The organism is Burkholderia pulmonis, from assembly GCF_984667975.1.
The window spans coordinates 102,410-122,808 of the sequence record NZ_OZ480188.1; the positions used below are offsets into that span (position 1 = coordinate 102,410).

Annotated in this window: 23 protein-coding genes; 21 read left to right on the top strand and 2 right to left on the bottom strand. The window is 68.4% G+C overall.

Annotation, left to right across the window (positions count from 1 at the left end):
* Window positions 1–19: 19 nt before the first annotated feature.
* From AC5LXK_RS32345 to AC5LXK_RS32430, 18 genes are all read left to right on the top strand, one after another.
* Window positions 20–1,018 (top strand): ABC transporter substrate-binding protein, encoded by a 999-nt coding sequence (locus AC5LXK_RS32345; protein WP_493394689.1) that lies wholly within the window; start codon window positions 20–22, stop codon window positions 1,016–1,018.
* A gap of 87 nt (window positions 1,019–1,105) precedes the next feature.
* Window positions 1,106–1,717, top strand: coding sequence for a VOC family protein (locus AC5LXK_RS32350; protein ID WP_493394690.1), 612 nt, complete (start codon window positions 1,106–1,108; stop codon window positions 1,715–1,717).
* Complete coding sequence (locus tag AC5LXK_RS32355) at window positions 1,714–2,457, top strand: ABC transporter permease (protein ID WP_493394691.1); 744 nt, start codon at window positions 1,714–1,716, stop codon at window positions 2,455–2,457. Before AC5LXK_RS32350 ends, AC5LXK_RS32355 begins: the two co-directional genes overlap by 4 nt.
* Entirely contained in the window at window positions 2,457–3,311 is an 855-nt protein-coding gene (locus tag AC5LXK_RS32360; protein ID WP_493394692.1) for an ABC transporter ATP-binding protein, read from the top strand. The genes AC5LXK_RS32355 and AC5LXK_RS32360 overlap by 1 nt, the downstream gene beginning before the upstream one ends.
* A gap of 95 nt (window positions 3,312–3,406) precedes the next feature.
* On the top strand, window positions 3,407–4,372 hold the full coding sequence (locus AC5LXK_RS32365; protein ID WP_493394693.1) for a LysR substrate-binding domain-containing protein: 966 nt from the start codon (window positions 3,407–3,409) through the stop codon (window positions 4,370–4,372).
* A gap of 138 nt (window positions 4,373–4,510) precedes the next feature.
* Window positions 4,511–6,001, top strand: coding sequence for a 2-hydroxymuconic semialdehyde dehydrogenase (locus tag AC5LXK_RS32370; RefSeq protein WP_493394694.1), 1,491 nt, complete (start codon window positions 4,511–4,513; stop codon window positions 5,999–6,001).
* Window positions 5,998–6,816: a 2-keto-4-pentenoate hydratase gene (locus AC5LXK_RS32375; protein ID WP_493394695.1), complete on the top strand. Its 819-nt coding sequence runs from the start codon at window positions 5,998–6,000 to the stop codon at window positions 6,814–6,816. The genes AC5LXK_RS32370 and AC5LXK_RS32375 overlap by 4 nt, the downstream gene beginning before the upstream one ends.
* A complete protein-coding gene (locus tag AC5LXK_RS32380) occupies window positions 6,813–7,757 on the top strand; it encodes an acetaldehyde dehydrogenase (acetylating) (RefSeq protein WP_493394696.1) in 945 nt (314 codons plus the stop codon). Before AC5LXK_RS32375 ends, AC5LXK_RS32380 begins: the two co-directional genes overlap by 4 nt.
* Window positions 7,758–7,770: 13 nt before the next feature.
* Window positions 7,771–8,799, top strand: coding sequence for a 4-hydroxy-2-oxovalerate aldolase (gene dmpG, locus AC5LXK_RS32385; RefSeq protein WP_493394697.1), 1,029 nt, complete (start codon window positions 7,771–7,773; stop codon window positions 8,797–8,799).
* Complete coding sequence (locus AC5LXK_RS32390) at window positions 8,796–9,569, top strand: 2-keto-4-pentenoate hydratase (protein ID WP_493394698.1); 774 nt, start codon at window positions 8,796–8,798, stop codon at window positions 9,567–9,569. Before dmpG ends, AC5LXK_RS32390 begins: the two co-directional genes overlap by 4 nt.
* Entirely contained in the window at window positions 9,566–9,997 is a 432-nt protein-coding gene (locus tag AC5LXK_RS32395; RefSeq protein WP_493394699.1) for a RidA family protein, read from the top strand. The genes AC5LXK_RS32390 and AC5LXK_RS32395 overlap by 4 nt, the downstream gene beginning before the upstream one ends.
* A gap of 49 nt (window positions 9,998–10,046) precedes the next feature.
* Window positions 10,047–10,571, top strand: a complete 525-nt coding sequence (locus AC5LXK_RS32400) for a 3-hydroxyanthranilate 3,4-dioxygenase (protein WP_493394700.1) — start codon at window positions 10,047–10,049, stop codon at window positions 10,569–10,571.
* A 32-nt stretch (window positions 10,572–10,603) separates the two neighbouring features.
* Window positions 10,604–11,629 carry an amidohydrolase family protein gene (locus AC5LXK_RS32405; protein WP_493394701.1) on the top strand — a complete coding sequence of 342 codons (1,026 nt, stop codon included), beginning with the start codon at window positions 10,604–10,606 and terminating at the stop codon, window positions 11,627–11,629.
* Window positions 11,630–11,672: 43 nt separating this feature from the next.
* The gene (kynU, locus tag AC5LXK_RS32410; RefSeq protein ID WP_493394702.1) at window positions 11,673–12,902 is read left to right on the top strand and encodes a kynureninase; all 1,230 of its coding nucleotides are present in this window, start codon (window positions 11,673–11,675) and stop codon (window positions 12,900–12,902) included.
* Between the two features lie 90 nt (window positions 12,903–12,992).
* Entirely contained in the window at window positions 12,993–14,408 is a 1,416-nt protein-coding gene (locus tag AC5LXK_RS32415; protein ID WP_493394703.1) for an amino acid permease, read from the top strand.
* 139 nt (window positions 14,409–14,547) lie between these two features.
* The gene (locus AC5LXK_RS32420; RefSeq protein ID WP_493394704.1) at window positions 14,548–14,919 is read left to right on the top strand and encodes a CidA/LrgA family protein; all 372 of its coding nucleotides are present in this window, start codon (window positions 14,548–14,550) and stop codon (window positions 14,917–14,919) included.
* Window positions 14,916–15,650 (top strand): LrgB family protein, encoded by a 735-nt coding sequence (locus tag AC5LXK_RS32425; RefSeq protein ID WP_493394705.1) that lies wholly within the window; start codon window positions 14,916–14,918, stop codon window positions 15,648–15,650. Before AC5LXK_RS32420 ends, AC5LXK_RS32425 begins: the two co-directional genes overlap by 4 nt.
* Window positions 15,651–15,879: 229 nt before the next feature.
* Window positions 15,880–16,185: a hypothetical protein gene (locus AC5LXK_RS32430; RefSeq protein WP_493394706.1), complete on the top strand. Its 306-nt coding sequence runs from the start codon at window positions 15,880–15,882 to the stop codon at window positions 16,183–16,185.
* Between the two features lie 94 nt (window positions 16,186–16,279).
* Here the strand turns inward: AC5LXK_RS32430 and wrbA are convergent, their stop codons facing one another.
* Together wrbA and AC5LXK_RS32440 are read right to left on the bottom strand one after the other, a co-directional pair.
* Entirely contained in the window at window positions 16,280–16,882 is a 603-nt protein-coding gene (wrbA, locus tag AC5LXK_RS32435) for an NAD(P)H:quinone oxidoreductase (protein WP_493394707.1), read from the bottom strand.
* 61 nt (window positions 16,883–16,943) lie between these two features.
* Window positions 16,944–17,669, bottom strand: coding sequence for a pirin family protein (locus tag AC5LXK_RS32440; RefSeq protein WP_493394708.1), 726 nt, complete (start codon window positions 17,667–17,669; stop codon window positions 16,944–16,946).
* 129 nt (window positions 17,670–17,798) lie between these two features.
* On the opposite strand from AC5LXK_RS32440, the gene AC5LXK_RS32445 reads away from it, so the two are divergent.
* From AC5LXK_RS32445 to AC5LXK_RS32455, 3 genes are all read left to right on the top strand, one after another.
* Entirely contained in the window at window positions 17,799–18,716 is a 918-nt protein-coding gene (locus AC5LXK_RS32445; RefSeq protein ID WP_493394709.1) for a LysR family transcriptional regulator, read from the top strand.
* Window positions 18,717–18,808: 92 nt separating this feature from the next.
* Window positions 18,809–19,930, top strand: coding sequence for a Fic family protein (locus AC5LXK_RS32450; RefSeq protein ID WP_493394710.1), 1,122 nt, complete (start codon window positions 18,809–18,811; stop codon window positions 19,928–19,930).
* 247 nt (window positions 19,931–20,177) lie between these two features.
* Window positions 20,178–20,375 carry a DUF3311 domain-containing protein gene (locus tag AC5LXK_RS32455; protein ID WP_493394711.1) on the top strand — a complete coding sequence of 66 codons (198 nt, stop codon included), beginning with the start codon at window positions 20,178–20,180 and terminating at the stop codon, window positions 20,373–20,375.
* Window positions 20,376–20,399 lie beyond the last annotated feature (24 nt).

Sequence of the window (20,399 nt, forward strand, 5' to 3'; positions counted from 1 at the left end):
TACAAGACAGGAGGAGGACATGTTTGAGCGCATCCAAGCGCTGGCGCGCGGCGCGGTGCTGGCCGCGGGCCTGTGGGCCGCGATCCCGGCCGCTCACGCGGCCGACGCGGTACGCGTCAATCTCGCGTGGCTGCCGCAGGGCAGCACCGGCGGGATCCTGGTCGCGCAGGCGAAGGGCTTCTACAAGGACGCCGGCCTCGACGTGACGGTGCAGCGCGGCTACGGCGGCCAGCGGACCGTCAACGAAATCGACGAAGGGCTGTTCGAGTTCGGCTATGGCGACCCCGTCAGCGTGATCCTGAATCGCGCGCACGGCGGCCACACGGTGCTGGTCGGCGCGATCAACACGCGCTGGCCGGGTGCGATGTGCTATCTCGAGCGGCCCGGTTTCAAGCCGAAGTCGTTGAAGGATCTCGCGGGGCTGTCGCTCGGCGGCGGCAACGCGTCGGCGGTGCAGAACATCGTGCCGGCGTGGCTGAAGCAGAACGGGATGGCGCCCGACGCGATCCGCCTCGTGCGGCTCGATCCGGCCGTGATCAACACCGCGCTGCTGCAAAAGCGCATCGACCTGTCGGAATGCTGGGAAGGCGCGAGCCTGCCGGTGCAGGCCGCGTTCGCACGCCGTGCCGGGCAGACGCTCGGCAAGGTCACGTATCGCGATCTCGGGCTCGACATGCTCGGCAGCGGGATCGTGACGACCGATGCGTACGTCGCGCAGCATCCGGATGTCGTGAAGCGCTTCGTCGATGCGACGTATCGCGGCTATGCGCTGATGCGCGACCGGCCGCAGGATGCGGTCGACGCGATCGTGTCGCGCAATCCGCTGCTCGACCGCACGATCCTGCGCGAGCAGATCGACGAGACCAATGCGTTGATCAGCGACGACGCGGCCGGCCACCGGCTCGGCTGGCTGCGCCCCGAACGTATCGACGCGACGCTCGGCTTCGTGTCGCGCGCGTTCGCGCTCGGCGCGAAGGTCAAGGCCGACAGTCTGTACACCAATCGTTTCGTCGAGTAACCCGATCGGGATCGCGGCGGCGGCAGCGCGCCGCCGCCGGCGATCCAACCCTGCCCGCGCGGCGCGCGGGCACACAGGAGAACGGTAATGAACAGCTTGCGTCCCAGGCGGCTCGGACACATGGTGCTGATGGTGCGGGATATCCATCGGTCTGCGAAGTTCTATACGGAAGTGATGGGCCTGAAGGTGTCCGACTGGATCGGCGAACAGATGGTGTTCCTGCGCGCGGGTACCGATCACCACGATCTCGCGCTCGCGCAGCTGCCGAAGGATTCGCCCGATTTCGACGACCTGCCGCGCTATTCGCGCCCGGGCCTCGAACACTTCTCGTACCTGGTCGACAGCATCGAGGAGATGGAGCGCTCGGTGAAGGTGCTGCAGTCGCACGGCGTCGAGATCGTGCGCGGGATCGGGCGGCACGGCCCGGGTGACAATTTCTTCCTGGTGTTCAAGGATCCGGACGGCAACAACGTCGAGGTCTACTGCGCGATGGAGCAGATCGGCGAACGCGATCCGCGCGAGCCGCAGGTGTGGGAGCGCACGATCGAATCGTTCGACCAGTACCGCTTCGCGCGCTTCGTCGTGCCGCCGCCGCCGCATCTCGTCGCGGAGAAGTCGAGCAGTACCGCGCCGGCTGCAGCGCCCGCCGGCGACGAGGCGGATGCGTCGCGCGATGCGCCGAAGGGAGGCCCGGCATGAAGCGGCTGATCGAAACGGTCGCATTCTGGGCGATCGTGGGCCTTGCATGGGAATTCGGCGTGCGCTGGACCGGCACGCGCGAATACGTGCTGCCGTCGCTGTCGTCGGTGCTCGCGGCCGGCTGGGAGATGCGCGCGCAACTGCTGGCCGATACGCTCACGACGGCCTGGGAAGTGTTCGCGGGCTTCGCACTGGCGGTGGCCGGCGGCCTCGCGATCGGGCTGCTCGCGAGCACGTCGAACCTCGTGCGGCGCACGCTGCTGCCGTTCGTGACCGCGTTGCAGAGCATGCCGAAGATCGCGCTTGCGCCGTTGCTGATCGTCTGGTTCGGCTACGGCTTCGCGTCGAAGCTCGCGGCGGCCGTGCTGTTCGCGTTCTTCCCGATCGTCGTCGCGACGATGGGCGGCCTCGCGGGCGTGCCGCGCCATCTCGACGAGCATTTCCGCGCGCTCGGCGCGTCGTCCGCGCACACGTTCTGGCACCTGCGCCTGCCCGCCGCGCTGCCGGCGCTGATGGACGGCCTGAAGATCGCGATGCCGCTCGCGGTGATCGGCGCGATCGTCGGCGAGTTTATCGGCGCGGAGGCGGGGCTCGGACACCTGATCGTGTTCGCGACGTCGAATGCGCAAACGCCGCTGTGCTTCGCGGCGATCCTGATGGTGACCGCGCTTGCGATGCTGTTCTACGGCGCGGTCGACCTGGTTTCACGTGCAGTCTGGTGGAGAGGAGTCACGGCCTGATGACGATCGTCAATCTCGCGCGCCCGGTGCGGCGCGCTTCCGTTTCCGAAGGCGCGACGGCGGCGCCCGTCCAGGGCGGCGACCGCGCGGACGCGCTGATCGCCGTCGAGCAGGCCGGCAAGCGCTTTGCGGCGCGCGGCGGCGCCGACGCGTTCAACGCGCTCGACCAGGTGTCGATGCACGTGCAGCCGCGCGAATTCGTGTCGATCCTCGGGCCGAGCGGCTGCGGCAAGAGCACGCTGCTGCGGATGGTCGCGGGGCTCGTGCCGTGCGATGCCGGGTCGATCCGCGTCGCCGGCACGCCGGTGGCCGGCCCGCATCCCGATATCGGCGTCGTGTTCCAGACCAGCAACATGCTGCCGTGGCTCACGGTCGGCGCGAACATCCGGCTCGGCGCGAAGCTGCGCAAGCTGCCGCGTGCGCACGTCGAAGCGCGGCTGCCCGCGCTGCTCGACACGCTCGGCCTCGCGCAGTTCGTCGACCGCTATCCGCACGAGCTGTCGGGCGGGATGCGGCAACGCGCGGCGATCGGCCAGATCCTGCTGCTGGAGCCGCGCGTGATGCTGATGGACGAGCCGTTCGGCGCGCTCGACGCCCTGACGCGCGACCGGCTCAACGTCGAGCTGCTGCGTATCTGGCAGCAGAGCACGCTGACGGTGCTGCTCGTCACGCACAGCATCCACGAGGCCGTGTTCCTGTCGGATCGCGTGCTGGTGATGTCCGCGCGCCCGGGCCGCGTGCTGCACGACGTGAAGATCGATTTGCCGCGACCGCGCCAGCCGGACGAGATCAAGCGCGACCCGCGTTATGGCGAGTATGTGGCGGAGCTGTCCGCGATGATGGGCGTCTACTGATACAAGGGGGAGGCGCGGGCCGTGCATCTCCCGATGCGCGCCGGACGTAAAGTTGTTAAGGTCCGGCATCCCCCTTTTTCGACGACGAAGCAGACATGGACGCGAATCCGCTCAGCGAGATCTCCCTGATCCGCCGGCTCAAGCTGAACCAGTTGATGATTTTCGAGCGCGTGCTGGAAACGCGCTCGGTGGTGCGTGCGGCCAACGAGATGCGGCTCACGCAGCCGGCCGTGACGAAGGTGATCCACGAACTCGAATCGTGCTTCGACGGCCCGCTGTTCTCGCGCTCGAACCGCGGCGTGGTGCCGACCGAGCTCGGCCTGCTGCTCGGGCGGCGCGTGAAGTCGCTGATGGCCGAGCTGCGCTACATGACCGACGAGCTGAACGATTTCCGGCTCGGCACGAGCGGCCACGTGATCGTCGGCACGCTGATCTCGGCGTCGGCGCGGCTGCTGCCGCGCGCGATCGCGATGCTGAAGGCGCGCACGCCGCACGTGCTGGTGACCGTGCGCGAAGGCACGACCGCGCACCTGTTCCCGGCGCTCGCCACCGGCGATCTCGACATCGTCGTCGGCCGTCTGCCGGAGCGCGAGCTGCCGATCGCGAGCGCGTTCCCGCTCACGCACGAAGCGCTGTTCGACGAATCGATGTGCGCGGTGGTCGGCAACGGCTACGGCCCGGTACCCGATCCGGCGCCGTCGCTGCGCGAGCTGGTCGATGCGCCGTGGATCCTGCCGACGCCCGATTCGCCGTCGCGGCTCGCGGCGGAGCACCTGTTCCGCGCGGCCGGGCTGCCGCTGCCGACCGACATCGTCGAATCGCTGTCGCTGCTCACCAACATCGGGCTGCTGCTCGACACGCCGCGCATCGCGCTGATGCCGCGCGTCGCCGCGCGACAGTTCGCGCAGGCCGGGCTGCTGCGCGTGCTCGATCTGCCCGAAACCGGCGCGTTCGGCACGGTCGGGTTCTCGGTGCGCTCGAACAAGGAGCAGAGCGCCGCGTGTCGCGCGTTCATCGAATGCCTGAAGGAAGCGGTGCAGGAGTGCCCGGCGGGAGGCTGAGCGCCGGGCTGGAACCCTTGCGGCGCGAGGCTCGCGCGGGTATTCCCGTTTAGCATAGCCAGCGACGAATGTTTGATTGTCGCTTCTCGCGCGGCTTCCCTAGACTCCTGCTGACAGTCCATACGAGCAGGAGACGTTGTGAATCGAGAAACGACTGACGCCGCGCGCCCGACGCGGCTGTTGCGACACTACATCGACGGCGCGTTCGTCGAGACCGCGCAGACCTTCGCGGATACGAGCCCGGTCGACGGCCGCGAAATCGCCCGCGTCTGCGAGGCCGACGCCGCGCAGGTCGACGCCGCCGTGCGCGCGGCCCGCGCCGCGCAGGCGGCCGGCTGGCGCCACACGACGCCCGCGCAGCGGGCCGACTGGCTGCACCGGATCGCCGACGGCATCCAGGCGCGCTTCGACGATTTCGTCGCGGCCGAAGTGGCCGACACCGGCCGCCCGCTCGCGCAGGCCCGCTCGCTCGACATCGCACGCGGCATCGCGAATTTCCGCACGTTCGCCGATCTCGTCCGCACGGCCGGCGACGACTGCTTCGAATCGCAGACCGCCGACGGCGCGCAATACCTCAACTACGTGACGCGCAAGCCGCTCGGCGTGGTCGGCATCATCTCGCCGTGGAACCTGCCGTTGCTGCTGTTCACGTGGAAGGTCGCGCCGGCGCTCGCGATGGGCAACTGCGTCGTGGCGAAGCCGTCGGAAGAGACGCCCGGCTCCGCGACGTTGCTGGCCGAGGTGATCGACGCGGTCGGCCTGCCGCGCGGCGTGTTCAACCTCGTGCACGGCCACGGGCCGGCTGCGGCCGGCGAATTCCTCACGCGCCACGCCGGTATCGACGCGATCACGTTTACCGGCGAATCGCGCACGGGCAGCGCAATCATGAAAGCCGTCGCCGACGGTGTGAAGGACATCTCGTTCGAACTGGGCGGCAAGAACGCGGCCGTCGTGTTTGCCGACGCCGATTTCGACGCGGCCGTGGACGGCATCGTCAAGTCGAGCTTCACCAACGCCGGGCAGGTGTGCCTGTGCAGCGAGCGCGTGTACGTCGAGCGGCCGATCTTCGAGCGCTTCGTCGCCGCGCTGAAAACGCGCACGGAAGCGCTGCGGGTCGGCGCACCCGACGATCCCGCGACGACGATGGGGCCGCTGATCTCGCGCGGCCATCGTGACAAGGTGCTGTCGTATTTCCGGCTGGCCGTCGACGAAGGCGCGACGGTCGTGACGGGCGGCGGCGTGCCGGCCTTCGGCGACGCGCGCGACGACGGCGCGTTCGTGCAGCCGACGATCTGGACCGGGCTGCCCGATACCGCGCGCTGCGTGACCGAGGAAATTTTCGGGCCGGTGTGCCACGTCGCGCCGTTCGACAGCGAGGACGAAGTGATTCGCCGCGTGAACGACAGCGCATACGGCCTGGCCGCGAGCGTGTGGACGACGCACCTCGCGCGCGGCCACCGTGTCGCGAAGCAGATCGAGACGGGCATCGTGTGGCTGAACGCATGGTTCGTGCGCGACCTGCGCACACCGTTCGGCGGCACCAAGCTGTCGGGGATCGGCCGCGAGGGCGGCCGCCACTCGCTCGATTTCTACTCCGAAACGACCAACGTCTGCGTGAGGGTCGCATGAACGAATTCGACCGGAATGCCGTGCAGGCGATCGCCGACACGTTGTGGGCGGCCGAGCGCGACGGCGTGTCGTGCGCGCCGGTGCGCGACGCGATCGCGGCGCTCGGCGGCGATGCACTCGATGCCGCGTACGCGGTGCAGCGCGCGAACACGGCGCGCAAGCGGGCAGCAGGGCGGCGGCTCGTCGGCCGCAAGATCGGCCTGACGTCGGCGGCCGTGCAGAAGCAGCTCGGCGTCGGCCAGCCCGACTTCGGGATGCTGTTCGACGACATGGCGATCGCCGACGGCGAGGAGATCGCGCTGGCGCGCACGCAGCAGCCGAAGGTCGAGGCCGAGATCGCGCTGGTGCTCGAACGCGACCTGCCGCACGAACGGCACACGATGGCCGACCTGATCGGTGCGACCGCATATGTGCTGCCGGCGATCGAGATCGTCGGCAGCCGGATCGCGAACTGGGACATCCGGCTGACCGACACGGTCGCGGACAACGCGTCGAGCGGCCTGTTCGTGCTCGGCAGCCGGCCGGTCGCGCTTGGCGCGTTCGACGCGATCCAGTGCGGGATGGCGATGGAGCGGCGCGGCGAGCCGGTGAGCGTCGGCGCGGGCGCCGCATGCCTCGGCAATCCGCTGCATGCGGCGCTGTGGCTCGCGAACACGATGGCGCGCGTCGGCGCGCCGCTGCGGGCCGGCGACATCGTGCTGACGGGCGCGCTCGGGCCGATGGTCGGCGTGCAGCCGGGCGACGTGTTCACCGCACGGATCGAAGGGCTCGGCAGCGTGAGCGCCTATTTCTCTACCCAACCGGAGCGTGAATGATGAAAGACCTCGACAAGCTCGCCGTGGCCATCATCGGCTCCGGCAACATCGGCACCGACCTGATGATCAAGGTGCTGCGTAATTCGAAGCATCTGGAAATGGCCGCGATGGTCGGCATCGACGCGGCGTCCGATGGCCTCGCGCGCGCCGCGCGGCTCGGCGTGGCGACCACCGCCGGCGGGATCGACGGCCTTGTCGCGATGCCCGGATTCGCGAACGTGCGGATCGCGTTCGACGCGACGTCGGCCGGCGCGCATGCGCGTCATGCGGAAGTGCTCGGCCGCCATGGCGTGCAGGTGATCGACCTGACGCCGGCCGCGATCGGCCCGTTCGTCGTGCCCGTCGTCAACCTGTTCGAGCATCTCGACGCACCGAACCTGAACATGGTGACCTGCGGCGGCCAGGCGACGATCCCGATCGTGCACGCGGTGTCGCGTGTCGCGCCCGTGCATTACGCGGAGATCGTCGCGTCGATCTCGAGCCGCTCGGCCGGCCCCGGCACGCGCGCGAACATCGACGAATTCACCGAAACGACGTCGAAGGCGATCGAGACGGTCGGCGGCGCCGCGCGCGGCAAGGCGATCATCGTGCTGAACCCGGCCGAGCCGCCGCTGATGATGCGCGACACCGTGTACTGCCTGACCGACGAGCATGCCGACACCGCCGCGATCGAGCGTTCGATCAGGACGATGGTCGACGCGGTCGCGAGCTACGTGCCCGGCTACCGGCTCAAGCAGGCCGTCCAGTTCGACCGTTACACAGCCGCGCAGCCGCTCGCGTTCGACGCGGGCGAGCGCCGCGCTGGGCTGAAGGTCAGCGTGTTCCTCGAAGTCGAAGGCGCCGCGCATTACCTGCCGTCGTACGCGGGGAACCTGGACATCATGACGTCGGCCGCGCTCGCGGCCGCCGAACAGATCGCGGCCAGCCGCGTCGCAGCATGACGGGAGATCGGCGATGACCGACCAGACGAAAAAAATCTATCTGTCCGACGTGACGCTGCGTGACGGCATGCATGCGATCCGTCATCAGTATTCGCTCGACAGCGCCGTCGCGATCGCACGCGCGCTCGACGCCGCGGGCGTCGACAGCATCGAGGTCGCACACGGCGACGGCCTGTCCGGATCGAGCTTCAACTACGGCTTCGGCGCGCATACCGACCTGCAGTGGATCGAGGCGGTGGCCGGCACGGTGAAGCGTGCGCGTGTCGCAACGCTGCTGCTTCCGGGTATCGGCACCGTGCACGACCTGCGCGCCGCGTACGACGCCGGCGCGCGCATCGTGCGGATCGCGACGCACTGCACGGAAGCCGACATCTCGAAGCAGCACATCGCGTATGCACGCGAACTCGGGATGGATACCGTCGGCTTCCTGATGATGTCGCACATGACGTCGCCCGAAGCGCTCGGACAACAGGCGAAGCTGATGGAAAGCTACGGTGCGCAGTGCGTGTACGTGGTCGATTCCGGCGGCGCGCTCGGCATGCGCGACGTGGCCGCGCGTTTCGATGCGCTGAAGGCCGTGCTCGATCCGGCCACGCAGACGGGCATGCACGCGCACCACAACCTGTCGCTCGGCGTCGCGAACTCGATCGTCGCGCTCGAACACGGTTGCGACCGCATCGATGCGTCGCTGACCGGGATGGGCGCAGGCGCCGGCAACGCGCCGCTCGAAGTGTTCGTCGCGGCGGTCGACCGGCTCGGGCTGAATCACGGCTGCGACGTGAAGCAGCTGATCGACGCGGCGGAAGACATCGTGCGGCCGCTGCAGGAGCGCCCGGTGCGGGTCGACCGCGAGACGCTCGCGCTCGGTTATGCGGGCGTGTATTCGAGCTTCCTGCGCCACACGGAAGCGGCCGCCGCGAAATACGGGCTGTCGGCGTTCGACATCATGGTCGAGCTCGGTCGGCGGCGCATGGTCGGCGGGCAGGAAGACATGATCGTCGACGTCGCGCTCGACATGCTGAAGGCACGGGAGGCCGCATGACCGATCTCGACAGGCTAGCCGCCCGCGTCGATGACGCCGCGCGCCACGCGGAGGCGATCGCGCAGCTGACGACCGGCACCGCGTTCTCGCTCGACGAGGCGTACGTGATCCAGCGCGCGTCGATCGAGCGCCGCATCGATCGCGGCGAGACGATGGTCGGCGTGAAGCTGGGCTTCACGAGCCGCGCGAAGATGATCCAGATGGGCGTCGACAGCCTGATCTGGGGCTGGCTTACCGACACGATGCTGGAAGAGGACGGCGGGCACGTCGCGCTCGGGCGCTTCATCCATCCGCGCGTGGAGCCGGAAGTGTGCTTCCTCACGCGCCGCGACATCGACCGGCCGCTGACGCTGCTCGAAGCGGCCGGCTACCTGGAAGCCGTCGCGCCCGCGATGGAGATCATCGATTCGCGTTACCGCGACTTCCGCTTCACGCTGGAGGACGTAGTGGCCGACAACTGCTCGTCGGCGGGCCTGACGATCGGCCCGTGGAGCACGCGTTTCGACGGGCTGCGCAACGCGGGCGTCGTGATGCGGATCGACGGCCGCGTGGTCCAGACCGGCTCGACCGCCGCGATCCTCGGCGATCCGCTGCGCTCGGTCGTGCAGGCGTCGCGCCTGGTCGCCGCGAGCGGGCTCGTGCTGCCGGCCGGCTCGCTGATCATGGCCGGCGCCGCGACGGCCGCCGACGCATTACCTGCCGGCGCGCACGTGCACTGCACGGTGCACGGGCTCGGCAGCACCGAATTCACCACCACTCGACCATCATGAGCCAAGACCATTCGATCCAGGGCCGCGTCGTGCCCGGCAAGGCCACGCCGCGCGGCCGCTTTCCGCACATCACGCGTGCGGGCGACTTCCTGTTCGTATCGGGCACGAGTTCGCGGCGGCCCGACAACACGATCGCCGGCGCGTCGGCCGACGCGCTCGGCACCGTGCAGCTCGACATCCGCGAGCAGACCCGCACGGTGATCGAGAACATCCGCGACATCCTGCGCAGCGAAGGCGCCGACCTGTCGGCGCTCGTCGAGATTTCATCGTTCCTCGTGAACATGAACGATTTCGCAGGCTACAACGCGGTGTACGGCGAGTATTTCGACGAGACCGGCCCGACGCGCACGACGGTCGCGGTGCACCAGCTGCCGCACCCGCACCTGCTGATTGAGATGAAGGCGATCGCATACGCGCCGAAGCGTTGACATGTGGGGCGGGTTGGCGTGTCACGTCACCCGCCCGGAGGAGACAACCATGCTGAAGTACGGCACCCCGTTCAATTTCTCGCGCTGGATCGACGAGCATGCGCACCTGCTGAAGCCGCCCGTCGGCAACCAGCAGGTGTGGCAGGACAGCGATTTCATCGTGACCGTCGTCGGCGGACCGAATCACCGCACCGACTATCACGACGATCCGTTCGAGGAATTCTTTTACCAGCTGCGCGGCAACGCGTACCTGCACCTGTGGATCGACGGCAGGCGCGAACGCGTCGACCTGAAGGAGGGCGACATGTTCCTGCTGCCGCCGCACGTGCGGCATTCGCCGCAGCGCCCGGAAGCCGGCAGCGCGTGCCTCGTGATCGAGCGCCAGCGCCCCGAGGGCATCGTCGACGGCTTCGAGTGGTACTGCGACGCCTGCGGGCATCTCGTCCATCGCGTCGAGGTGCAGCTCAAGAGCATCGTGGCCGACCTGCCGCCGCTGTTCGACGCGTTCTACGCATCGGACACGCTGCGCCGCTGCGGGCACTGCGGCCACGTGCATTCCGGCAAGGCGGCCTGAGCCCGCCGCGCCTCTTCACCGACAGAACGACGATGACACTTCGAATCGACATGCACTCGCACTTCTTCCCGCCGATCTCGCGGGAAGAGGCCGCGCGCCTCGACGCGCAGCGTGCGCCGTGGCTGCGCATCGACGCGGACGGCCAGAACGGGATGATCATGACGGGCGAGCGCGCGTTCCGCCCGGTCTACCGCGCGCTGTGGGACCCGGCCGCGCGTGTGGCCGAAATGGACGCGCTCGGCATCGACATCCAGCTGATGTGCGCGACGCCCGTGATGTTCGGCTACGACAGCGCGCCGCACGACGCGCACGACTGGGCGATGCGGATGAACGACCGCGCGCTCGACCTGTGCGCGCATGCGCCCGACCGGATGTTCGCGCTCGCGCAGGTGCCGCTGCAGGATGTCGAGCTTGCATGCCGCGAAGCGACCCGCGCGCACCGCGCCGGCCATCGCGGCGTGCAGATCGGCAACCATCTCGGGCCGCTCGACCTCGACGACGCGCACCTGGTCACGTTCCTCACGCATTGCGCGAACGACGGCATTCCGGTGCTCGTGCATCCGTGGGACATGATGACCGACGGACGGATGAAGAAATGGATGCTGCCGTGGCTCGTCGCGATGCCGGCCGAAACGCAGCTCAGCATGGTGTCGTTGATCCTGTCCGGCGCGTTCGAGCGGATTCCGCGTTCGCTGAAGCTGTGCTTCGCGCACGGCGGCGGCAGCTTCGCGTTCCTGCTCGGCCGCGTGCAGAACGCGTGGGAGCAGCGCGACATCGTGCGCGAGGATTGCCCGAATCCGCCCGTCAGCTATCTCGACCGCTTCCACGTGGACAGTGCGGTGTTCGATCGCGGTGCGCTGCGCCTGCTGGTCGACACGATGGGCGAGGACCGCGTGATGCTCGGCTCCGACTATCCGTTCCCGCTCGGCGAGCAGCGGATCGGCTCGCTCGTCGAGCAGCATCCCGACCTGTCCGACACCGCGAAAGCCAGGATCCTCGGCGGCAACGCGTTGCGCTTCTTCGACCTGCCGCCGGCGGCGGCATCGCGCGCGGCCTGACGCCTTTCACGACATCCGTCATCCCATAAGGAACACTAATTTCATGACCACACGCGAACACTGCGCCGCGCTCGACGCGGCCGACCCGCTCGCCCACTGTCGCGCACGCTTCGACCTGCCAGCGGACACGATCTATCTCGACGGCAACTCGCTCGGCGCGATGCCGGCGAACGTGCCGGCGCGCATGCAGCGCGCGCTCGAACAGGAATGGGCGCACGGCCTGATCCGTTCGTGGAACGACGCCGACTGGTACCCGGCGCCGCAGCGCACCGGCGACAAGATAGCCCGGCTGATCGGCGCGGGCGACGGCGAGGTGATCGTCGCCGATTCGACGTCGGTGAACCTGTTCAAGGTGCTCGTCGCGGCCACGCGGATGCGCCCCGGGCGCCGCGTGATTCTCGCCGAGCGCACCAATTTCCCGACCGACGTCTATATTGCGGCGAGCGTCGCCGAGATGACCGGCTGCGAGCTGCGCTGCGTCGATCCGGACGACATCGCCGCGGCGATCGACGACACCGTCGCGGTCGTTTCGCTGACGCACGTGAACTACAAGAGCGGCAAGCGCTACGACATGGCGGCCGTTACGCGCCACGCACACGAGGCCGGTGCGCTGAGCGTGTGGGACCTGTGCCACTCGGCGGGCGCGATGCCGATCGGGCTGAACGCGTGCGAAGCCGATTTCGCGGTCGGCTGCGGCTATAAATACCTGAACGGCGGGCCCGGCGCACCGGCCTACGTGTTCGTCGCGTCGCGGCATCTGGCCGACGTGCGGCAACCGCTGACGGGCTGGCACGGCCATGCGAAGCCGTTCGACTTCACGCACGACTACGCGCCGCACCCGGCGATCGACCGGATGCTGACGGGTACCGCGCCGCAGCTCGGCGTGATCGCGCTCGAAGCGGCGCTCGACGCGTTCGACGGCGTCGATCTCCGTGTGCTGCGCGACAAGAGCGTCGCGCTCGGCGACCTGTTCATCGCGCTCGTCGACCAGGAGCTCGCGGGCCTCGGCTTCACGCTCGCGTCGCCGCGCGACGCCGCGCAGCGCGGCAGCCAGGTGTCGCTCGCGCACGAGCAAGGCTATGCGATCGTGCAGGCGCTGGTCGCGCGCAACATGATCGGCGACTTCCGCGCGCCCGACATCCTGCGCTTCGGCTTCGCGCCGCTGTACGTGCGCTACGTCGACGTGTGGGACACGATCGCCGCGTTGAAGGACGTCGTGACGACCGGCGCATGGAACACCGATGCATTCCTCGCGCGCAAGTCGGTGACCTGACGGCCTGCGTGGCATGCACTACGACGCAACAGAACAAAATCGGACGACGTCCCGCACGACGCGGGGCGCGTTCGACGAAGGAGACACGGCATGAACCAGCGGCAAGGATTCGACACGATCGTCGAACGTGAGAAGGGGTTGCATCGCGGGCTGTCGACCGCGCAGTTGTCGATGATCGCGATCGGCGGCGCGATCGGGACGGGGCTGTTCCTCGGCAGCGGTTTCGCGATCGGATTCGCGGGGCCGAGCGTGCTCGTCAGCTATGCGATCGGTGCGCTGATCGCGCTGCTGCTGATGGGCTGCCTCGCCGAGATGACGGTCGCGCACCCGACGTCGGGGTCGTTCGGCGCGTACGCCGAGCATTACGTGAGCCCGTGGGCCGGCTTCCTCGTGCGCTACGCGTACTGGGCGTCGATCGTGTTCGCGGTCGGCACCGAGGTGACGGCGATCGCCGTGTACATGAAGTACTGGTTTCCGGCCGTGCCCGGCTGGTACTGGATCGTCGGCTTCTCGGCCGCGCTGATCGGCGTCAACCTGGTCAGCGTGAAGGTGTTCGGCGCGGTCGAGTACGTGTTCTCGATGCTGAAGATCGCGGCGATCGTCGCGTTCATCGCGCTCGGCGCGGTGGTCGTGTTCGGTGCGCCGGCCGGCTCCGGCATCGGCTTCGCGAACTACACGGCGCACGGCGGCTTCTTCCCGAAGGGCGTATGGGGGATGTGGGTCGCGGTGATCGTGTCGATCTTCAGCTACCTGAGCATCGAGATGATCGCGGTCGCGGCCGGCGAGGCGCGCGATCCGCAGAAGGCGATCACGCGGGCGTTCCGCGCGACGATGCTGCGCCTCGTGTTCTTCTACCTGCTGACGCTCGCGCTGATGCTCGCGATCGTGCCGTGGACGGCCGCCGGCTCCGACGAGAGCCCGTTCGTGAAGGTGATGGCCGCGACGCACGTGCCGGGCGCGGCCGGCGTGATCAACTTCGTGATCCTGGTGGCCGCGCTGTCCGCGATGAACAGCCAGCTCTACATCACGACGCGGATGATGTTCAGCCTGTCGCGCGCCGGCTACGCGCCGAAGGCGCTCGGCCGGCTGACGGGGCACGGCGTGCCGGCGGCCGCGCTCGGGTTGTCGGCGATCGGGATCGCGCTTGCGACCGTGCTGAACGTGCTGTATCCGGACACGTCGTTCGTGATGATGATGTCGGTGTCGATGTTCGGCGCGATGTTCACGTGGCTGATGATCTTCGTCACGCACCTGTTCTTCCGCCGGCATCACCGCGGCCAGGCGCTCGCGTTCCGGATGTGGGGCTTTCCGGTCACGTCGCTGCTCGGCGCGGCGCTGATGCTCGCGGCGCTGGTGACCACGTACTTCACGCGCGAATTCCGGATGACGCTGTTCTGCGGCGTGCCGTTCATCGTCGTGCTGTCGGTCGTCTATGCGGTGTGGTATCGCGGCAAGGGCGATGCGCCGGCGGGCGGGCGCGAAGGCGTTCACGCTCCGGGGCAGTGACGAGGCCGTGACGCGGGCGGCCCGGGGGCGCGTCTGCCGCGATGTCCGATTGCCCGCGAAGTTGGTACGATCGCGCGTATCGTTCACGCCCGCGCCGCAGGCCAACCGGCATCGCGGCCACGTCACGGAGAAGCCGGTCATGTTGCAGGCGTTCGCGGTCTTGCTGACCTTCCAGTGTCTCGGGGAAGGCGTGTCCTATCTGTCCGGCGTGCCGGTGCCGGGCCCCGTGATCGGCATGCTGCTGCTGTTCGGCTTCGTGATGCTGCGCCCGCAGGTGGCCGATGCGATCGAGCCGACCGCGCTCGAGCTGTTGCGTCACCTGTCGCTGCTGTTCGTGCCGGCCGGCGTCGGCATCATGGTGTCGGCCGACCGCGTGCGCGGCGATGCGCTCGCGGTCGTCGTCGCGCTGGCCGTGAGCACCACGCTCGCGATTGCCGTCACGGCGCTCGTCACGCGTGCGCTGCTGCGGCGCCAGCGGCGGGCGGGCGGCACGGCGGAGGGCGCGCAATGACGGCGTTCCCGAAACTCGGCGCGATCTGGGTCTATCTCGCCGCGAGCCCGTTGCTCGGCCTGACCATCACGCTGGTCGCGTATCTGTTCGCGCAGGCCGTCTATGCGCGGGCGCGCTTCAACCCGCTCGCGAATCCGGTGCTGATCGCGGTCGCGGTGATCGTCGCACTGCTGACGATCACGCATACGCCGTATCCGACGTATTTCGACGGTGCGCAGTTCGTCCACTTCCTGCTCGGCCCCGCGACCGTCGCGCTCGCGCTGCCGCTGTACCGCCAGTGGTCGAAGCTGCGGCGCACCGCGCTGCCGCTGCTCGTCGGCCTGCTCGCGGGCTCGCTGACCGCGATCGTGTCGGCGGTCGGCATCGCCGCGCTGTTTGGTGCGTCGCACCAGACGATCGCGTCGCTCGCGCCGAAATCGGCGACGACGCCGATCGCGATGGCGGTGGCCGCCGAGATCGGCGGCATCCCGTCGCTCACCGCCGTGCTCGTGATCTCGACCGGGATCTTCGGCGCGGTGTGCGCACGCGGGATCCTCAACGTACTGCGGGTCGACGAGCCGGCCGTGCGCGGCTTCGCGCTCGGTGTCGCGTCGCACGGGATCGGCACCGCACGTGCGTTCCAGGTGAGCGAGGAGACGGGCGCGTTCGCCGGGCTCGGGATGGGACTGAACGGCGTGCTGACGGCGTTCGTCGTGCCGATTCTGCTGCCGATGCTGTCGCGCTGGATCTGAACGGGCGCCGCCCGGCCCGGGGTATCGGTTTCCCTGATGGCGCGGACGATTTGCCGAAAAGACGGCGCACACGGCGCGCATGTATCGTGGCTGTTATCGGGAGAATTCCGGAACGCACACGGACATTCGTGCAGCGATCGGCTAACGTTGCATCGGCGCCGTTGTCGCAAGCCGTCGCGTGCACGCCGGTGTCCGACCCACAATCAACAATCGACAAGGAGATCCGGCCATGAAGCAGTCTCGCGTGGTTTCGGTGGCAGTGGCAGTAGCGGCGTCGTTCGGTCTGTTGTTGACCGCCGTGCCGGCGGCATACGCGCAGGATCCGGCGTCCGCGCCGACGCAGAAGCAGCTCGACAAGGCGAAGAAGAAGGCGGCGCGCAAGGCGGCCCGTGCACGGCACGCGTCGGACCTGAAGGCGATCGGCACCGGCAGCGGCTACCGGCTGACCAACGACCAGAGCAACTATCCGCAGAACGCTGCGCAGAAGGCCCCCGCGACGAAGGCGGCGCCGGCCGCACCGGCCTCGGGCCAGTAACGGTCGGAAGGCTTGCACAGGACGAACGGCGCCGGTTCAACCGGCGCCGTTCGTCCTGTGCGGGACTTGACTGCTAGGGCGCGCGGCCGCCGCGTTACGACGCGAGCTTGCTCGCGATTTCCGCGACGTGCCTGCCCTGGTAGCGGGCGATGTCGAGCTCGTTCGCGCTCGGCTGGCGGCTGCCGTCCGCGCCCGCGAGCGTCGTCGCGCCATACGGCGTGCCGCCGGTGATTTCGCTCATGTTGACGAGCCCGCTGCACGCATACGGCACGCCCACGATCACCATACCGTGATGCAGCAGCGTCGTGTGGAACGACGTGATCGTCGTTTCCTGCCCGCCGTGCTGCGTGCCGGTCGACGCGAACACGCTGCCGATCTTGCCGACCAGCGAACCCTTCATCCACAGGCCGCCCGTCTGGTCGAGGAACGTGCGCATCTGGCCGGCCATGTTGCCGAAGCGGGTCGGCGTGCCGAAGATGATCGCATCGTAGTCGGCGAGTTCGTCCACCGTGGCGACCGGCGCGGCCTGGTCGACCTTCACGCCGATCGCGCGGGCCTGGTCGACGGGGATCGTTTCCGGCACGCGCTTGAGCGTGACCTCGACGCCCGCCACCGACTTCGCGCCTTCCGCGATGTGCTGCGCCATCGTTTCGACGTGCCCGTAGGACGAGTAGTAAAGAACGAGAACCTTGGCCATGTTGCGAATCTCCGATTAAGAAGGCCCCGCGTTCAGCGGGGCCCGGTTTCCCGAACGGGCGTCATGCCCACTCGGCCGTCACTTCGACCGGGCGCAGGTCGAACACCAGCACTTCGGCATCCTTGCCGCCGGCGATCGTCAGCGCCTGTTCGCCGCGGATGCGTGCGCCGTCGCCTTCGCCGAGCGTCGCGCCGTTGACCGTCACGCTGCCGCGTGCCACGTGGACGTAAGCGAAGCGGCTCGGATCCAGTTCCAGCGTCGTGCTTTCGTCGCCGTCGAACAGGCCCGCGTAAATCCGGGTGTCCTGCCGGATCTTCAGCGAACCGGCATCGCCGTTCGGCGACACGACGAGGGCGAGCTTGCCGCGCTTGTCTTCGGCCGCGACGTTCGTCTGCTGATAACGCGGCTCGGCACCCTTTTCGGCCGGCCCGACCCAGATCTGCAGGAAGTGGACCGGCGTTTCCGGTGAGTGGTTGAACTCGCTGTGGCGCACGCCCGTGCCCGCGCTCATCAGCTGCACGTCGCCCGGCACGATCACCGAACCGGTGCCCATCGAGTCCTTGTGTTCCAGCGCGCCGTCGAGCACGTACGACAGGATTTCCATGTCGCGGTGCGGGTGCGTGCCGAAGCCGCGGCCCGGGGCGACGCGGTCGTCGTTGATCACGAGCAGGTCGGAGAAGCCGACTTGCTTCGGATCGTAGTAATTCGCGAACGAAAACGTATGACGGGAGCTGAGCCAGCCATGCTCCGCACGGCCACGTTGGTTTGCTGCACGGATTTCGATCATGATTTTTTGTCCTTGAAGTCGCCGGACCTCGGAAGTGGGCCCGGCCGTTCGTTGAGATGAATCTTAGGTCAATCGATTTGACAAATAAATGGCTGTAGAGATAATGACTGTCTCTATGGAGTGGACAATATGGAACTCAACGACCTGAGGATCTTCGTCGCGACCGTCGACGCGGGCAGCTTCACGGCGGCGGCCGACCAGCTGATGCTGTCCAAGCAGTTCGTCAGCCGGCGCACGATGGCGCTGGAAGCGTCGCTCGGCGTGCGGCTCCTGCACCGCAATACGCGCAATCTCGCGGTGACCGAATCGGGGCAGGAGTTTTATGCGCGCGCGCAGCGCATCCTCGCGGAGATCGCCGACGCCGAGCAGGCGATGTCGGTGCGCAGCACCGAGCTGCACGGTTCGCTGAAGATCAGCGCGCCGCTGTCGTTCGGGATCACGCACGTGTCGCCGCTGATCGCCGAATTCCTGTCCGCGCACCCGGCCGTGCGGCTGAACCTCGACCTGACCGACCGGCGCGTCGACCTGATCGGCGAAGGTTTCGACCTCGTGCTGCGGATCGGCTCGCTGGAGGATTCGACGCTGATCGCCCGGGCGCTCGGCGCATGGCCGATGATTGCGTGCGCGAGCCCCGCGTACCTGAAGCGGCAGGGCACGCCGCAGACGCCGGCCGATCTCGCCGGCCACACGTGCCTGCTGTACGGGCGCGAGCGGCGCGTCGGCTGGGAATTCCGCGTCGACGGCGCGGCGCGCACGTTCGACGTGCAGGGGCCGCTCGTCGCGAACAACGGCGAGGTCGTGCGCGACGCGGCGATCGCGGGGCTCGGCATCGCGTTGCTGCCGCGCTTCATCGTCGGCGCGGCGCTCGACAGCGGCGCGCTCGTGCCGGTGCTCGACGCGTATGCGCCGTCGCCGATCACGCTCAATGCGGTGTTTCCGCAGCATCGGGAAGGCTTCGTCACGCTGCGGACGTTCATCGGGTTTCTTGCGGAGCGGCTCGGGGAGGGCGCGCCGGCGGAGAAGCGGGGCGCGGGCCGGACCCGGTAGCGGGCGGCTTGCGGTGAATAAACGGGTTAATCTCCGCATGATTTGCGGAGATTGTTGAGTCGTGCGGCGAATAGGGGGATAATCTCCGCATCATGAGCGGAGATTACACTTTCATCTGGGAGTCGGCCGACTGGCCGGCCTGGCGCTTCGACCTCCCGGCCCTCGCCACGTCGCTGGCCGACGTCAGTCGTGCGCAAGGCATGCTGGTCGGGCGGCTGGCGGATATCGGCCTGGCGCTGCGCGACGAGGCCAGCCTCGCCGCGCTGACGGAGGACGTCGTCAAGACCAGCGCCATCGAGGGCGAAAACCTGAACGTCGCATCGGTCCGGTCGTCGATCGCGCGCCGGCTCGGGGTCGATATCGGCGCGCTTGCGCCGGTCGATCGCCACGTCGAAGGGGTCGTCGACATGGTGCTGGACGCGACGACCCATTCCGCGGCGCCGGTGACCGAAGCCCGTCTGTTCGGTTGGCACGCCGCGCTGTTTCCGACCGGCTATTCGGGATTGTCGCGGATCACGGTCGGCGGCTGGCGAACGGATGCCAGCGGGCCGATGCAGGTGGTCTCCGGGCCGATCGGCCGGCAGCGCGTGCATTTCGAGGCGCCGCCGGCCGCCCGCCTTGCGCACGAGACCGGGCGCTTTCTCGCGTGGCTCAACGCGACACCGGTCGAACCCTTGCTGATCCGGGCCGGGCTGGCCCATCTGTGGTTCGTCACGCTCCACCCGTTCGACGACGGCAACGGCCGTATCGCGCGCGCGCTCGGGGATCTGGTCCTTGCGCGCGCCGACCGGAGCCCGCAGCGCTTCTACAGCCTGTCGGCGCAGATCCAGCGCGAGCGCAATGCGTATTACGACGTGCTGGAGCGCACGCAGCGCGGCTCGCTCGACGTCACGGAATGGCTCGGGTGGTTTCTGGATACGCTCGGCAGGGCCATCGATCATGCGCACACGACGCTCGATGCGGTTCTCGTCAAGTCGCGCTTCTGGCAGCGAAGCGCCGGGTTCGCGATGAACGAACGCCAGGTGAAGGTGATGAATCGCCTGCTCGACGGCTTCGAAGGGAAGCTGACGACGTCCAAATGGGCCGCGCTCGCGAAGTGCTCGCAGGACACCGCGCTGCGCGACATCACCGAACTGGTCGGATATGGCGTGCTGCATCGCGCGTCGTCCGGCGGCCGGAGCACGAGTTACGAGCTGGTGCCGTTCGACGGCTGACACCCGTTCGCGCGATCACCGGCACAGGTTGTCCGCGACGGAGTGCCGGCGCGGCTTCCACACGATCCTTCCCGCCTCGCCGAGGCCACCCGCCGCTGGCCCAAGCGATTGCCCGCGTCTGGCACTATCCCGCGCTTTTTTGTCTTCGAATACTGGATTCATCGCGGGATGTCGTGCAGGCGCCGCCTGCCGCTCGCCGCGCCCGCGCATCGATATGCCGCACGAACCCGCTTTCGAGGAGACACGCATGCTCAGGTACCTGATCGGCATCGGTATTCCGTATCTCGGCGTGCTGGGCGTGCTGCCCTGGGTGGCCGCGCAGAATCGCTACGTGCTGGGCGTGCCGTTCGTCTTCATGTGGATCTTCGCGTGGTTCGTGCTGACGTCCGGCTGCCTGTTCGCGTGCTGGATGCTGTTCGATCGCCGCGCGGGCGGCACGGCATAGCGCATTCATCGCGCGTTTGCCGTT

Coding starts and splice junctions, on each gene's coding strand:
- AC5LXK_RS32345 (WP_493394689.1), top strand. CDS start 20: ATGTTTGAGCGCATCCAAGCGCTGGCGCGCGGCGCGGTGCTGGCCGCG.
- AC5LXK_RS32350 (WP_493394690.1), top strand. CDS start 1,106: ATGAACAGCTTGCGTCCCAGGCGGCTCGGACACATGGTGCTGATGGTG.
- AC5LXK_RS32355 (WP_493394691.1), top strand. CDS start 1,714: ATGAAGCGGCTGATCGAAACGGTCGCATTCTGGGCGATCGTGGGCCTT.
- AC5LXK_RS32360 (WP_493394692.1), top strand. CDS start 2,457: ATGACGATCGTCAATCTCGCGCGCCCGGTGCGGCGCGCTTCCGTTTCC.
- AC5LXK_RS32365 (WP_493394693.1), top strand. CDS start 3,407: ATGGACGCGAATCCGCTCAGCGAGATCTCCCTGATCCGCCGGCTCAAG.
- AC5LXK_RS32375 (WP_493394695.1), top strand. CDS start 5,998: ATGAACGAATTCGACCGGAATGCCGTGCAGGCGATCGCCGACACGTTG.
- AC5LXK_RS32380 (WP_493394696.1), top strand. CDS start 6,813: ATGATGAAAGACCTCGACAAGCTCGCCGTGGCCATCATCGGCTCCGGC.
- dmpG (WP_493394697.1), top strand. CDS start 7,771: ATGACCGACCAGACGAAAAAAATCTATCTGTCCGACGTGACGCTGCGT.
- AC5LXK_RS32390 (WP_493394698.1), top strand. CDS start 8,796: ATGACCGATCTCGACAGGCTAGCCGCCCGCGTCGATGACGCCGCGCGC.
- AC5LXK_RS32395 (WP_493394699.1), top strand. CDS start 9,566: ATGAGCCAAGACCATTCGATCCAGGGCCGCGTCGTGCCCGGCAAGGCC.
- AC5LXK_RS32400 (WP_493394700.1), top strand. CDS start 10,047: ATGCTGAAGTACGGCACCCCGTTCAATTTCTCGCGCTGGATCGACGAG.
- AC5LXK_RS32405 (WP_493394701.1), top strand. CDS start 10,604: ATGACACTTCGAATCGACATGCACTCGCACTTCTTCCCGCCGATCTCG.
- kynU (WP_493394702.1), top strand. CDS start 11,673: ATGACCACACGCGAACACTGCGCCGCGCTCGACGCGGCCGACCCGCTC.
- AC5LXK_RS32415 (WP_493394703.1), top strand. CDS start 12,993: ATGAACCAGCGGCAAGGATTCGACACGATCGTCGAACGTGAGAAGGGG.
- AC5LXK_RS32420 (WP_493394704.1), top strand. CDS start 14,548: ATGTTGCAGGCGTTCGCGGTCTTGCTGACCTTCCAGTGTCTCGGGGAA.
- AC5LXK_RS32425 (WP_493394705.1), top strand. CDS start 14,916: ATGACGGCGTTCCCGAAACTCGGCGCGATCTGGGTCTATCTCGCCGCG.
- AC5LXK_RS32430 (WP_493394706.1), top strand. CDS start 15,880: ATGAAGCAGTCTCGCGTGGTTTCGGTGGCAGTGGCAGTAGCGGCGTCG.
- wrbA (WP_493394707.1), bottom strand. CDS start 16,882: ATGGCCAAGGTTCTCGTTCTTTACTACTCGTCCTACGGGCACGTCGAA.
- AC5LXK_RS32440 (WP_493394708.1), bottom strand. CDS start 17,669: ATGATCGAAATCCGTGCAGCAAACCAACGTGGCCGTGCGGAGCATGGC.
- AC5LXK_RS32445 (WP_493394709.1), top strand. CDS start 17,799: ATGGAACTCAACGACCTGAGGATCTTCGTCGCGACCGTCGACGCGGGC.
- AC5LXK_RS32450 (WP_493394710.1), top strand. CDS start 18,809: ATGAGCGGAGATTACACTTTCATCTGGGAGTCGGCCGACTGGCCGGCC.
- AC5LXK_RS32455 (WP_493394711.1), top strand. CDS start 20,178: ATGCTCAGGTACCTGATCGGCATCGGTATTCCGTATCTCGGCGTGCTG.